The organism is Chryseobacterium electrogenes (assembly GCF_053553015.1).
In genome coordinates, this window is sequence record NZ_JBNPPB010000002.1 from 509,905 (window position 1) to 522,719 (window position 12,815).

General features: G+C 33.6%; 14 protein-coding genes. 8 read left to right on the top strand and 6 right to left on the bottom strand.

Going from position 1 to position 12,815, the window contains the following annotated elements; translation table 11 throughout:
* Position 1: 1 nt before the first annotated feature.
* The 7 genes from ACQQ6V_RS02275 (at position 2) to ACQQ6V_RS02305 (ending at position 7,609) form a co-directional block, all read left to right on the top strand.
* Positions 2–640 (top strand): vWA domain-containing protein, encoded by a 639-nt coding sequence (locus ACQQ6V_RS02275; protein WP_448843977.1) that lies wholly within the window; start codon positions 2–4, stop codon positions 638–640.
* 17 nt (positions 641–657) lie between these two features.
* Positions 658–1,701: a TerY-C metal binding domain-containing protein gene (locus ACQQ6V_RS02280; RefSeq protein ID WP_448843978.1), complete on the top strand. Its 1,044-nt coding sequence runs from the start codon at positions 658–660 to the stop codon at positions 1,699–1,701.
* Positions 1,702–1,704: 3 nt separating this feature from the next.
* A complete protein-coding gene (locus ACQQ6V_RS02285) occupies positions 1,705–3,189 on the top strand; it encodes a PP2C family serine/threonine-protein phosphatase (RefSeq protein WP_448843979.1) in 1,485 nt (494 codons plus the stop codon).
* 5 nt (positions 3,190–3,194) lie between these two features.
* Positions 3,195–4,706: a helix-hairpin-helix domain-containing protein gene (locus ACQQ6V_RS02290; RefSeq protein ID WP_448843980.1), complete on the top strand. Its 1,512-nt coding sequence runs from the start codon at positions 3,195–3,197 to the stop codon at positions 4,704–4,706.
* Between the two features lie 10 nt (positions 4,707–4,716).
* On the top strand, positions 4,717–5,751 hold the full coding sequence (locus ACQQ6V_RS02295; protein WP_448843981.1) for a TerC/Alx family metal homeostasis membrane protein: 1,035 nt from the start codon (positions 4,717–4,719) through the stop codon (positions 5,749–5,751).
* A gap of 18 nt (positions 5,752–5,769) precedes the next feature.
* A complete protein-coding gene (locus ACQQ6V_RS02300) occupies positions 5,770–6,057 on the top strand; it encodes a DUF6804 family protein (RefSeq protein WP_448843982.1) in 288 nt (95 codons plus the stop codon).
* A 1,126-nt stretch (positions 6,058–7,183) separates the two neighbouring features.
* Entirely contained in the window at positions 7,184–7,609 is a 426-nt protein-coding gene (locus tag ACQQ6V_RS02305; RefSeq protein ID WP_448843983.1) for an F-BAR domain-containing protein, read from the top strand.
* Between the two features lie 190 nt (positions 7,610–7,799).
* Here ACQQ6V_RS02305 and ACQQ6V_RS02310 read toward each other — a convergent pair whose 3' ends face one another.
* From ACQQ6V_RS02310 to ACQQ6V_RS02325, 4 genes are all read right to left on the bottom strand, one after another.
* A complete protein-coding gene (locus ACQQ6V_RS02310) occupies positions 7,800–8,087 on the bottom strand; it encodes a hypothetical protein (protein ID WP_448843984.1) in 288 nt (95 codons plus the stop codon).
* Positions 8,074–8,340, bottom strand: a complete 267-nt coding sequence (locus ACQQ6V_RS02315) for a hypothetical protein (RefSeq protein ID WP_448843985.1) — start codon at positions 8,338–8,340, stop codon at positions 8,074–8,076. Before ACQQ6V_RS02315 ends, ACQQ6V_RS02310 begins: the two co-directional genes overlap by 14 nt.
* A 12-nt stretch (positions 8,341–8,352) precedes the next feature.
* The gene (locus ACQQ6V_RS02320) at positions 8,353–8,808 is read right to left on the bottom strand and encodes a DUF5675 family protein (RefSeq protein WP_448843986.1); all 456 of its coding nucleotides are present in this window, start codon (positions 8,806–8,808) and stop codon (positions 8,353–8,355) included.
* A 76-nt stretch (positions 8,809–8,884) separates the two neighbouring features.
* On the bottom strand, positions 8,885–9,688 hold the full coding sequence (locus ACQQ6V_RS02325) for a hypothetical protein (RefSeq protein WP_448843987.1): 804 nt from the start codon (positions 9,686–9,688) through the stop codon (positions 8,885–8,887).
* 108 nt (positions 9,689–9,796) lie between these two features.
* Between ACQQ6V_RS02325 and ACQQ6V_RS02330 the strand changes: the two genes are divergently transcribed.
* Positions 9,797–10,354, top strand: coding sequence for a thermonuclease family protein (locus ACQQ6V_RS02330; protein WP_448843988.1), 558 nt, complete (start codon positions 9,797–9,799; stop codon positions 10,352–10,354).
* A gap of 92 nt (positions 10,355–10,446) precedes the next feature.
* Here the strand turns inward: ACQQ6V_RS02330 and ACQQ6V_RS02335 are convergent, their stop codons facing one another.
* Both ACQQ6V_RS02335 and ACQQ6V_RS02340 read right to left on the bottom strand, forming a co-directional pair.
* Positions 10,447–11,265 carry a hypothetical protein gene (locus tag ACQQ6V_RS02335; protein WP_448843989.1) on the bottom strand — a complete coding sequence of 273 codons (819 nt, stop codon included), beginning with the start codon at positions 11,263–11,265 and terminating at the stop codon, positions 10,447–10,449.
* Between the two features lie 211 nt (positions 11,266–11,476).
* Complete coding sequence (locus tag ACQQ6V_RS02340) at positions 11,477–12,259, bottom strand: hypothetical protein (protein WP_448843990.1); 783 nt, start codon at positions 12,257–12,259, stop codon at positions 11,477–11,479.
* Positions 12,260–12,815 lie beyond the last annotated feature (556 nt).

Below are 12,815 nucleotides of genomic sequence, written 5' to 3' on the forward strand. Positions count from 1 at the left end.
AATGGGTAGAAGATTATTAGCTTATTTCCTATTAGATACTTCGGGATCAATGAGAGGTGAGCCAATTGCAGCTTTAAATAATGGTTTTAATGGGTTAGTGAGCATGTTGCGAGCTGACCCACAAGCTATGGACTCATTGCATATTAGTGTTATTACTTTTGATAAAGAGGTGAAAAATATAATTCCATTAACTGATTTAGCCAGCTTTCATCCTGTTGAAATCAAATGCCCAGATAGTGGGCCAACGCACACTGGTGAGGCATTGGAAATGGTATATAGCCTCGTGAAATCAGAAGTAATTAAAGGTTCAATGGACAGAAAGGGAGATTGGAAACCTTTATTGTTTGTGTTTACAGATGGGAAGCCATCAGATTTGCAAAAATACAGAGAAATCATCCCGATGATTAAAGCACTAGATTTTGGTGTGATTGTAGGTTGTGCAGCTGGTCCGAAGGCAGAAGTAAGCTATTTACAAGATTTAACAAATGATGTAGTTAAATTAGATACAACTGATGCTACAACATTAACAACGTTTTTCCAATGGGTGAGTTCTTCTATAGAAATGGGAGGGAAAACACAAGGAACAGGCGAAGCTATGACTTTACCTCCTCCTCCAAGTGAATTAAATATTATTGCATAATAAAAACTAAATAAAACATGAGAAGACTACCTATTTATTTCCTTCTAGATGTTTCAGAGTCTATGGTAGGTGAACCTATTGAGCAAGTTCAAGATGGTATCGGAACAATTATTAAAGAGTTAAAGACGGATCCCTATGCGTTAGAAACTGTATGGATTTCTATCATTGGATTTGCTGGTCAGAGTAAAGTAATAACACCTCTTCAAGATGTCATTACTTTTTATCCACCAAAAATTCCTATTGGTAGTGGAACCTCTTTATCAAAAGGGTTAGAAAAGCTAATGGATTCTATAGATAAAGACATTGTTAGTACGACTTTTGAGAGAAAGGGAGATTGGAAACCTATTGTTTTCTTGTTTACTGATGGTATTCCTACAGATAGTACGGATAATGCAATAAATAAATGGAATTCGAACTATAGAAAAAAATGCAATCTTGTAATCATTTCTATCGGAGACAATACAAATATAAATTTACTTAATAAGCTATCTGATCAGGTATTGTTGTTTAATAATACAGATGCAAACTCCTATAAAGAATTTTTTAAGTGGGTTACAGCATCTATTAAAGCAACTAGTGAGAATCTAAACAATACCAATACAGATGGTATTAATTTAAGTAAAGCAAATGCTGAGATTATTGAAAAAATAGATATTTCAAAAAATTATTCAGTTCCAGATAATAATTTTGTTGTGCTTAGCGGCAAATGTTCCACAAACGATAAGTTGTATCTTTTAAAGTTTAAAAAATCTTTGCAAGAATCTAGAGTTCCAGGATTTGATACGCATTTGTATAAAATTGAAGGAGCATATAAAATTGATGAAAAGTCTTATCGTGAATATTCTGAAGGTTCTGTTAATGCAAATAAAATTTCTAGCGAAGAGCTTTATGGCAATCCGAGTTGCCCGTCTTGCGGAAACAATTTTGCATTAGCAACTTGTCAATGTGGAGGGATTCATTGTATTTCAGGTGATGGTGCTGCAACTTGCCCATGGTGTGGTAATACAGGATTCTATGGAGCAGCAGAAGGTGGGTTTGATATTAATAGAACATTAGGTTAATCTATGGAAAATTTTTTGAATGAAGTTCTAAAAGAAAATCAGATAGAGAGCAATAAAATTGTTGATACCACTATTTCCAAATTAATTGATAATGCTAAAGTATTTGAAATCTCAAAATCAATCAAAGATTTAAAACTTCAAATTTTACAAATATTTAATATGTACAAAGAAAAAGAAGAATTCAGAGAAATGCAGATTTCTATACCTAATGCAAATGTTAAAAAAGACTATTTTTACCAGTTCGATTTAGGTCAATTTCCTAATATAAAAATTTCGGATATTAAAAATCTAAATGCAGTAGGTTTAGAGTTTGATTCTGAAAAGCAATGCATTTTTGGTATCCCAACTACAGCAAATCAAATTGATATCCATATTGAGTTTTTTAGCATCAACGATGAAAATTTAAGCATAGATATAAAAACGATTCCATTTATTGTTAATGCAGATCCTAAAGATTTATGGCTCAATAAACCAAGTCCAAAAGACAGTAGGTTTCCAAAAGAGGATAATGTAACTTTTTCATCTCAATTTTTGGATAAAAAAATTGTGATAGCATCCAAGAGAGGACGATCTCATGCTCATGAAGGTACTTTTAGAGACGACGATTTTACTGTAAAAGAACTACCAGATAACTGGACGATAGTTGCAGTTGCAGATGGTGCTGGCTCAGCTAGATTTGCTAGAGCAGGCTCTCAAATGGCAACTGAAATTATTGCTAAAAACTTTAGTTCTAATGATTTGATGGTATCAATATCACAGGAAGTGCAAAATTTTTACGCTAGAACTAACAATATAAATATTGAAAACCAAGCCCAAGAAGAGACTAATATAGTAGACGAAAATAGCCTTCTGGATTCTGAAGTACCTCAAGATAATACTAATGAAGTAGCTGCCGAAAAAGAGCAAAAATTAAAAAGTAAGAGATTTATTATTAATGCCATGTATAATGAAGTTAAAAAACTTCATCTAGAACTTGAAAGTTTTGCTTTGGCTGAAGGATTTACTCTGAAGGATATTAATTCAACTCTAATTTTTGCATTGGTTAAGAAATTTGAATTTGGATACGTTATGCTAACTTTTGGTGTTGGTGATTGCCCAATTAATGTTATATCCGAAGATAATAATGAAATTAAACTACTTAACTTCTTAGATGTTGGTGAATTTGGTGGAGGTACAAGATTTATAACAATGCCTGAAATTTTCGGTAGACCGGATATGGTAAATCGTTTTGGTATCAATCTTTTCGGAGATTTTTCTAAATTATTTCTAATGACGGACGGTATCTATGATCCTAAATTTGTTGTAGAGAGTAAACTAGAGAATATGGAGAGTTGGAATGAGTTTTTAAATGATTTAAATGGACAAAATGAAGACGGTATTATTGTAGATTTTGAAAACGATTCTGAGATTGAAATGCAATTGTCTAATTGGATGGATTTCTGGAGCAAAGGCAACCATGACGATAGAACTTTAGCGATTATATACTAATTTTTATGAGTGTTATTAAAGTAAATTCTATTATAGATTCTACAAAATCATATGAGTATGTAGATGATGGTAATCCCAAAAAAGGAGGAGTTAAAGATGTTTATTTTTCTCCAGATAGAAAGTATGTCGTAGCTTTTTTTAGAGACCCTTTAGATTTTAATCAAAAGGATCGAATAAAAAAAATCGTTTCATTATATCTTGAAAATATTAAAAAAGGACATAGTTCGGATTATTTTTTAAACGATATTTTTAGATGGCCTTATGATGCAGTTGAGAAAGATGGTAAGACAGGGGTGATTGTTCCTATTTATGACAAAAAGTTTTTCTTTAGAAAAGGATATTCAGCTAATGAAACAATCAAAGGTGGCGAAAAAGTAGGCAAATGGTTTACAACGCCTTCATTCCGAAATAAGCAATATCCTTTAGCTTTAGACCATTCTGAGCTTGGTGATTGGTTAAGTTATTTTCAAATAGGGATTAATATATCTCGAGGTGTTAAGAAAATGCATCAAATGGGATTAGCGCATTCCGATCTATCGTATAATAACGTATTAGTAGATCCTGTAACTAAATCTGCGGCTATAATAGATATTGATGGATTGGTGGTGCCGGGATTATTTCCACCTGAAGTTATTGGGACAGCAGATTTTATAGCACCAGAAGTATTAAAAACGAAACATTTACCAATCAGCGATTCCAATAGAATATTACCCAATCAAAAGACAGATTTACATGCTTTAGCCGTTTTAATTTATATGTATCTATTAAGACGTCACCCTCTAAGAGGAGGGAAAATCTGGGATCTAGATTCTGAAAAAGACGAAGTTTTATCAATGGGTGAAAAAGCAATATTTGTAGAACACCCAACGGATTCAACCAATAGAGTGAAAAAGGATCATCTAAAGAAATGGAGTTTATTCTGGGGAGATCCTACAAAAATTCCGTATACGGTGACTGGTCCATATCTGGCAGAACTTTTCAAACGTGCATTTGTAGATGGTCTACATAATCCCATGCTTAGACCTATTGCTAATGAATGGGAAACAGCTCTTTTAAAAACGGTGGATTTAATACAACCTTGTAGTAATCCTAATTGTGAAGAAAAGTGGTATGTTTTTGATAACACATCTCAACCAAAATGTCCGTTTTGTGGTACTGCTCATAAAGGAACGTTACCTGTAGTAGATTTGTATTTTAAATTTAAGGATAACGTTTGGAAACCTGAAAATCATAGATTGATGGTGTATCATAATCAATATCTGTTCAAATGGCATGCTTCGCGTAAAGTAATACGAAATGAAAGTCTAACGGATTTAGATAAAAAACCAGTAGGTTATTTTACTTTTTATCAAAATAAATGGGTTTTGGTAAATCAAGGTTTACCAAAAATGAAAGACTTAACGGAGAATAAAGAGATCCCAATTAACTCTATGGTTGAGATAACTGATGGAAAAAAAATAATGCTTTCCGATGAAGAAGGAGGGCGATTAATGTATATCACTTTAACAAATAAATAAAATTATAACTATGGATAAAAGTATTATTGATTTACATCCGGGACTAGTAGTAGGTTTTGCGATTGTCGTAATTATTATGTTACTATTAGATTTAGGAGTGTTTAACAAAAAAGCACACGAGGTGTCTTCTAAAGAAGCAACTATTTGGACAATTGTTTGGATTTCCTTAGCAATGATCTTCTCTGGTGTGGTGTATTGGGTGTTTAATCAGGATGAAGGAGGACATGCTTTAGCACTCGAAAAATTCACACAATTTCAGGCAGCATATTGGATAGAAAAAGCTTTGTCCGTTGATAATCTTTTTGTATTTATTTTGGTTTTCGGATTTTTTAAAGTGCCTCGTCATTTGCATCACAAAGTATTGTTTTGGGGAATTATTGGCGCCTTAATTTTTAGAGCTATTTTTATATTTGCAGGTGTAGGTATTATTAATTTGACATACTTACCAGAAATGAACATTTTCGGTACACCAGTTAAAATTAATATAGTGATGACTTTATTTGGTTTGTTCTTGGTCTATGCAGGAATAAAATCATGGGGAGGAGGTGATGACGATGATGAGGAAGACTTTAGTGAAACCGCAGGGGCAAAGCTAGTTAAAAAGTTTTGGAAAGTTGCGGATAATTATGATGGTGACAAGTTCTTCACTATTCAGAATGGGATTAGAATGGCAACACCATTACTAGTTGTTGTTGCAGTTATAGAGTTTACGGATGTTTTGTTTGCGGTAGATTCAATCCCTGCAATTTTTGCAATTTCAAAAGATCCTTTCATCCTTTATACTTCTAATATTTTCGCAATTTTAGGTTTAAGATCATTATACTTCTTACTATCTAATTTCATTCATATGTTTAGTAAACTTCCATATGGCTTGGCGATTATTCTTTCTTTTATTGGGGTGAAAATGTTAATCTCACCATGGTTCCATATACCTTCACCAGTATCTTTAGGAATTGTAGGAGGAGTATTAGTCTTATCTGTTATAGCATCAATTATGTTTCCAGATAAAGAGGATTCAGATAAAGAAGATAAAGAATTAGTGTAAGACTAGTATTAGTTTGAAATGAATATCTTAAAAATTATTTTAGCCATTATGCTTCTGATTTGTTTAATAGGTATGCCTTATGGGTATTATCAATTAACAAGATGGGCAGCAACTTTTACATTTTTATATTTGGCGTACTCAGTCTTTGGAAATAGTGATAAAAAAGAATTTTTCATTTTTATTGCTTTAGCATTTCTGTTTCAGCCATTTTTTAAAATTGCTCTAGGTAGAACATTATGGAATATCGTTGATATTATTGTCGCAATTTATCTTTTCTTTTCAATTACAAAGAAAAGTAAGCAATAGTGATATAAATTTTGAATTATGTATGAGCCAATTAGATTTTATAATTGGCTCATATCTTTGTTATATTATTAATTCTTTTCCCCCAGCAAATAACATAACAAACATTATACGCACAGCCCACCGCTACGGGGATTGCTTCCGCTACGCTACTGCAACTGCCAACGTGTTGTGCCTATAATGTGGCGTTATGTTAAATGCTTCTCCTCATTTCAGGCATAGCCTTTCACTGCCTTTCCTTGCCAACGCTTTTTAACCCACCCACCCAATTTATAGGTTGCACAAATAGGATGCAGATAGAGTAGTCCTTTGCCAATCGTTACAGTCACTTCGTACCTGAAACTATTTTAAAATGAAAGAAAAAATAATTCCGGTACTCAGTACCTTTCACTTACGCGCATAGCCGTATTCCTTTCTTCCTACAGCTGCTTTTTTCTAAGCAATTTTTTCAGCCCATACCAAAAATGGAATAGTTCCATAGGCAAATACTTTCAGTCCATTTTTGCTTCGGTCTGAAAAAGCCACCACCAAGCTGCTTCCGTCAGTCAGTCATACCGCTATCATTCCCACCACTTATGAAAAGTCGTTTACCATTGCAATTTCATCATCATTGACCTATTTGTCAAGCATCATTTTTGTGCGAACTGTCTTACCCGTTTTTGCCTTTTCTTCCAATTGCTGAATCCCACCTTCTCCAGTTCCTCCACAATAGGTCTATGCAAGCATATTCCTACCGTTTCGTCACCGCTCGCAGAAGTATGCCTGTCCCTGAACGAAGTCGCAGGGCATACCCCTGCTTTTTCCTTCGCTCACCGTTCTTTGCCAAGCAACTTCCCAACGCTTTTGAACCCTACTTAGAACTTTTAGTTTCCTACAAAAAATAAAAAAAGAAGCCAAAGGTAGGGGGCTCCCGAATCCAGCCGCCAAGTGGTATAAAGGTCAAGCACTTCGTGTTTTTGGCAAAAGATTTTTGGCTCTAAAATATAGCCAAAAATTTTTCCCAAAAAACCTTGACACCACGCCTCGCCCCCTTTAAAAGGGGCTTTCTTTTTTTCTTTTTTTTTCGGTTTTTTTCTTCGTTTTCTTTTGAAAAATTTTCCCAGGAGCCCAAAATTTTAAATCCCGACCTATGGAAAATTTCAAAGTACGCACGTACAACCCAGCAAAACAAAACCCTGAAAATGCACTATTTATTTTGTCTAGAGGACAAAACGCAGGAAAACCTCTTTTTGAACCTTGCCCCAACTGTTATATCCTGTACTGTAAGGATCAAAACCAACTCCAAAACCTGTATTGGACCTTTTACACCCTTTGGAAAAACGGCTTTTTCCATCCGTATTTGTGTGGTTCTGTCATTTTGATGCTTCGCCTTTTCGAACTCAAAAAAGTGATGCAAAACTTCATCATTCCAAGCCTCCAAAAAATGGAACAAAACGAAAAAATCTTATCCGACATTAAAGCCGTTTACCAACTCGAAGAACAATACTCTAAACAGCTTCAGAAACTTTCAGAATTGCGAGCAGTACTCGTTAGAAAGTATTATTTTCAAATCTAATTTTATAAAGTCCCCAATTTGGGGACTTTTCTTTTAAACGAACTTTAAACCCACTTTAAGCAGCAGATAAAAGCTACATACTCAACCCTTCTATATAACGGAGTGAAAGCAAAGGAATAGAGTAGAAGGATATAATAAAAGCCCAGTGTAATACTGAGCTAAAAAGAGGTTAAAGGATAGGATTTAAAAGCTAATTAGATTCTGGATCTGAATTTACAGTTTGATTTTCAGAGGCTTTTTCTGAATTTTTACCGAATTCTTCGGAGCTGATAGCTGTTTGTGATAAAGCACTGGCGAGAGTTCCACCAAGAAGTAAGTAGCCTCCAATCGTAACTAAAGTAGCGGGCAACTCCACCGGAGCAGCCACTAACGTACCACCTATTGCCGATAATAGCAATCCAGTAGTTCTGATTATCTTAAACCATTTTGGAGTGGGTTCTTGAATTCTACTAACGATATTGAAATTATTTCTTTTCATGATCTGTATTTTTTAAAAGGTTAAGTTCTATTTTGTTAATGCGTTGCTCTAAATATTCAACTTTCTGATTGAGTAAATCGTGAGAGTTTTTGAATTCTGTTTTAATAAGCAAAGCCATTGTTTTGACTTCGGAAATATCTTTTTCCATATTCTTAAAATCGGAGTGAAGCTGCCGAATGAAATAAGCTACCACCGCCAATAATAAACTGGATATAGAACCGAAGAGAATATTGATTTCTGATGAAGATCCCATAATAAAGAGTATTTAAAATTGAAAATTGTTTTCGATGATGATCGTTTTATCCTTGCTTTGAGCAATAGCCAATAGTTTAGGATAAATCAATTGGTAAGCATCTGTGCTTTGCAGAACTTGATAATCACCATCTTTTTTAATATAACTCAATCCACAAAGTGGACATCCTGCAGTTTGAGTAATCGTGTTTCCGATATGAATGTACACTGCATCAAACGTAGGTAAACCATCAATCTCGATCATTCCTTTATGCATTAACGGGAACTTATTGGCGTATTCTTTATTTTTACCTCCCCAAGTGTTTAGGGTTAAATAAAATTCACCAGTAGGAATAGCCGTTTGTTTCATGATTTTGATTTCACGTATTTTATCTTCCAACAAAAAGCATTGGAAAATCCCATCAATATACAAGTGAGAGAGGGTGGATTGTTTGCCTTGAGCCACTCTAATTATTTTTATTCTGTTCATGATAATAGGTTAAACAGGTTAAACATTTGAAAGAAAAAAGCCTCCCCAACGTGGGAAGGCTTTGCGAATGACACGTTTAAAAAACTTCCTCCACTTTGAGACAGTTCCCCGAAGCAAAAGGATAATAATTACCGTTGACTTCTTGGAAAAACTCAATTCCGATACACTGAACCACCGAAACATTAGCCCCCAATGTTGGCGTACCAGGTAATTCTGCCGTAATGGTAGAACCTGCATAAGCGACATTCAAAGGAATGTAAGCCGAATATTCAATAACTGTAAGCTCATTATTTACCAAATCATCAGCTTCATAACTTCCAGTAGTCGGATTGTATGAAAAGTCTGATAAAACTGCTAAAGCATTGATTAAACGGAAATGAGTAGAACCCGAAGGAGCTGCAATCAAATCACTTGGATTAAATGGAGCAACCACAAAATCAGATGAATCTCTTGCAACTGTATGCGTAACATCATAAGGAGCATTAAAAATACCACTAATAGAAAGATTCTTATTAAACTCGAATCCTTCCAAGTAATTTCTTTGGGTTGAAACTTCAACTTTACGATAACCTCTGGCTTCCGTACCATCCTCCAAATTGATTTTCTTCATAATAGAAGTTAATCTTCCTGTCACTTGCGGATCAGTAAATTTTCCCATTAACGCCGATAGAGCTGTACGAAGGGATTTACCAACTTTCGCACATCCTCCAAACTCGTTCATATTTTCTCTTGTTCTTTCGAACTCCGGAGCAGATTTTACTTGTTCTGCTGTGGGTCCACCGACCATACCAGCGAAAAAACCTTCTTGCCCTTTGATTTTGAAATGTCTTACATCGCCGATTGTTCCGACGTATTTCATAAGACCTTTTTGTCTTGCCATGATTGTAAATTTTAAATAGTTATAAAGACTGAAAAACACTGTTGTCTAGACAGATATAAATTTCTTGAATTATCTTTATAAATACAATGATTAAAACACTGTAAACCAATGAAATACAATGTAATCACACCAAATGGCACAGAAAAAGAGAGTAGCATCAGCACTCTGGAACAAGAAAATTATTTCTTGATAAAAGACATCCAAGTAGAAACCCATTATATAGTAGAAAGAATATTGGATGGCGATAGTTTAATCGTGAAGCAAGAATACGGTCAAATAAGCAAGGAAATTCGATTGTATGGATTAGATGCTCCGGAGGTAAGAATAAGCCGTAAAACAAAAGAAGACGAAGCCAAAAGTCAAGTTCCTGCTGCCTTACTGGTTCAGTATGGACTGATGAGTTTAGATTATGTGCTTAGTATTCTAAAAGTAGGAGATAGGGTAACGCTGATTACTGAAAAGAAAAATAGAGTAGACTTCTGGAAAAGACAATTGGCGTATGTGATCCTTCCGAATGGTAAATGCTTGAATGAAGAACTTATAAAAAATGGCTGGGCAAAAGCCAGCCATGAGTATTTTTGTGAGAAACTTCCTATTTATCAGACTTTAGGATTTCAAGCCAAACAACAGAAACTCGGAATCTACCTATTCATCGATGTTTTTTGATTTGTTTTACTTATGTTTAACCTATGGGTAAAAAGTTAGTCAAAAACCCTCTATTTAAAGGTGAACTTATATAGTTTTTGGATAATACAATGTTATCTGCAGGTTTTTTTATTCAATTTTTTCAAATAAAATCTTTTCATTTTCCAGTTTGGTCCAAATAAAATATATCTTTTTTTGTTAGTATATTTTTTTTCATATTTCACAAGTTTCCCATTGTCAATTCGATAACCAAATAATTTTTTATTTCCAATTTTGAATTTTCTATGATATTCAATTTCATTTTCGGTCTTTAAATCATAATTGTGATAATTACCGGAAATCATTTCTGTTATTGATATTGTATCATTATTAGATTCAATATCATATTTTTCTTTTTTGAATTTTAAGTACAATTTATTTCTATCAATTCTATAAGTTCCTGTCAAATCTTGATTTGTTAAATCACCAGAATAATTATATTCGAACGTACCATCATTTTTGAGGTTTATAGTATTAATAAAAAAACCTAAGTCCGCAAAATTTGATTTATATTTTCCTTGAATATTGGTTGAAGTGGAACAGGAATTTAGAAATATTACAATAACTGTAATTATTAGAAAAATTAGAATTATGAGTATGTTTTTTCTTTTTCTCTCTGCATTTCTGAATTTTGAAATTATTTCTTGAATATTCTCTTTCTTTACTAAAAATCCGCGCCAATACAAATCAGCAAAAGAATAGCACCAAATTTCATTGCAAAAACTACATTTATATTCAGAATAATTTTTATAAATGAATTTTTCGCTTCTTACTTTGCTCAGAAAGACCAATACTTTTTCTGCAAGCAGATTTTTTATTTTTTCATCGATTTTAGAATTGGTTTCTTCATCAATAAAATTAGAATATTCAGATTCAAAACATTTGCTACACATTCTTTTATTTACATTTTATTTCTATGGATAACGGTTGTAACAAACTTGCAGATAACGGAAAAAGTATTGGCGAAGGCGGGGATTTTAGCACTAAAGTTCAGTCGAAGAACGAATGCTGAACCCTGCACCAATGTCCAATCGAAGCTGTTCAGCCCCGCTTTTGGCAATACCTTGTTAGCGGTTCGGGCTTGTTCTATGTCGTTCGTTAATTTCAAATTACTCGTTTATAAAATTCTTGTTTTACAAATTTTTTCGCTCCCATTTGTCCTTCGTCAATTAGAAAATAAAAGTCAATAATGGAAGGTCTTATTTGTCTGTCAACGGAATACTCTTGTATAAATTTAACTGTTTTTCTGAAATTTTTGTCGCCTGTTTCGTTGTCAACGATGTTAAGTTTCTTCGCTACTTTCATAACAACTAAATCAGGTTTCACACAGTCATAGCCGATGTCTAAAAGAAAGTGAAGTAAAGATGTAGTTGATTGAAAGAATGGAATTTTATTGTTTTTAAGAGTATTCAAAAGCTGGTCAAAGCCATTCCAAAAATCATAAATATCATTCTGTGTTTTTATTGATTTCGGAATGTTCGTCTGATTTAAAATGTCTGCAAATGAACCGATATTTTTAATTTTTCGAGCTAAACTTACAATGTGAAAGAGTTTTGCTTGTTGTCTAATTCCTTTTATTGAAGTCCAATGATTGTCTGCAATGTCGCAAGGGTTTAGCTTAACGACTTCTTCAATTTTAAAGTCATTAAATGCTTTGTCAAATTTTCCTGATTTTAGAACTTGTTCAACAATTTCAGAATTAGAGTTTTGGCTAAACGCAATTAAATAAGAAAGTGTCTTTAATATTTCGTTGTCGCTTGGTATGATTGAAACAATTTTACTTTGTCGTCTGTTTTTTTCGTCACTAAATAATGGGTCGGCTTTAAACAGGTCAACCGTTTCTATTATTTTGTCGATTTCGGTAAAAATTTTTTCTGTTTCTGTCATCTCTTTGTTTCGTGGGGTGTCGTTGTAGCCTGACCGCTAACGTGAAACGGCTTTGCGAAGGAGCGGCATAGAAAGACAAATCTTTCAATGGAGGCTAAAATTAGCAAAGCCATTTTTCTTTGCTAATATACATTTTTTAAGCAAATAAAAATAGGCTTTGCGGGTTATATGGAAAATCTTTCTACTGCTGCGTATCCCGCTCTTTTACAAAACCGATGTTATGTGCAGTGCGGATATTTTCTATACCTAAATATTTTAAACCTATTGCATTGGGAAATTTATTCTTTTTTAGCTGTGGCAAAAAGAGGGAAAGGAAAAGCTTTTTTGCAAGTGTGAGTTTGGTGTTGGAATGTGCGACTTGCAAATGTGCTTTTTCCTATGCGCTGGGCTTTTCTGTTTAACTTCTTGTAGTTTGTATGAGAATACTAAACTCCTATTATAAATTTCTGATGATTTATGTTAAAATACTACTACCTCACTGTAACTTTCTAAGCTCCGATTGAAAAATACTAAGCTCCCAAACGAGTTTTCTAATTGTTTATGTTAAAATACTAAA

Bases quoted from the DNA above. Each gene is read 5' to 3' on its own strand.
- ACQQ6V_RS02275 (WP_448843977.1), top strand. From the start codon at position 2: ATGGGTAGAAGATTATTAGCTTATTTCCTATTAGATACTTCGGGATCA.
- ACQQ6V_RS02280 (WP_448843978.1), top strand. From the start codon at position 658: ATGAGAAGACTACCTATTTATTTCCTTCTAGATGTTTCAGAGTCTATG.
- ACQQ6V_RS02285 (WP_448843979.1), top strand. From the start codon at position 1,705: ATGGAAAATTTTTTGAATGAAGTTCTAAAAGAAAATCAGATAGAGAGC.
- ACQQ6V_RS02290 (WP_448843980.1), top strand. From the start codon at position 3,195: ATGAGTGTTATTAAAGTAAATTCTATTATAGATTCTACAAAATCATAT.
- ACQQ6V_RS02295 (WP_448843981.1), top strand. From the start codon at position 4,717: ATGGATAAAAGTATTATTGATTTACATCCGGGACTAGTAGTAGGTTTT.
- ACQQ6V_RS02300 (WP_448843982.1), top strand. From the start codon at position 5,770: ATGAATATCTTAAAAATTATTTTAGCCATTATGCTTCTGATTTGTTTA.
- ACQQ6V_RS02305 (WP_448843983.1), top strand. From the start codon at position 7,184: ATGGAAAATTTCAAAGTACGCACGTACAACCCAGCAAAACAAAACCCT.
- ACQQ6V_RS02310 (WP_448843984.1), bottom strand. From the start codon at position 8,087: ATGAAAAGAAATAATTTCAATATCGTTAGTAGAATTCAAGAACCCACT.
- ACQQ6V_RS02315 (WP_448843985.1), bottom strand. From the start codon at position 8,340: ATGGGATCTTCATCAGAAATCAATATTCTCTTCGGTTCTATATCCAGT.
- ACQQ6V_RS02320 (WP_448843986.1), bottom strand. From the start codon at position 8,808: ATGAACAGAATAAAAATAATTAGAGTGGCTCAAGGCAAACAATCCACC.
- ACQQ6V_RS02325 (WP_448843987.1), bottom strand. From the start codon at position 9,688: ATGGCAAGACAAAAAGGTCTTATGAAATACGTCGGAACAATCGGCGAT.
- ACQQ6V_RS02330 (WP_448843988.1), top strand. From the start codon at position 9,797: ATGAAATACAATGTAATCACACCAAATGGCACAGAAAAAGAGAGTAGC.
- ACQQ6V_RS02335 (WP_448843989.1), bottom strand. From the start codon at position 11,265: ATGTGTAGCAAATGTTTTGAATCTGAATATTCTAATTTTATTGATGAA.
- ACQQ6V_RS02340 (WP_448843990.1), bottom strand. From the start codon at position 12,259: ATGACAGAAACAGAAAAAATTTTTACCGAAATCGACAAAATAATAGAA.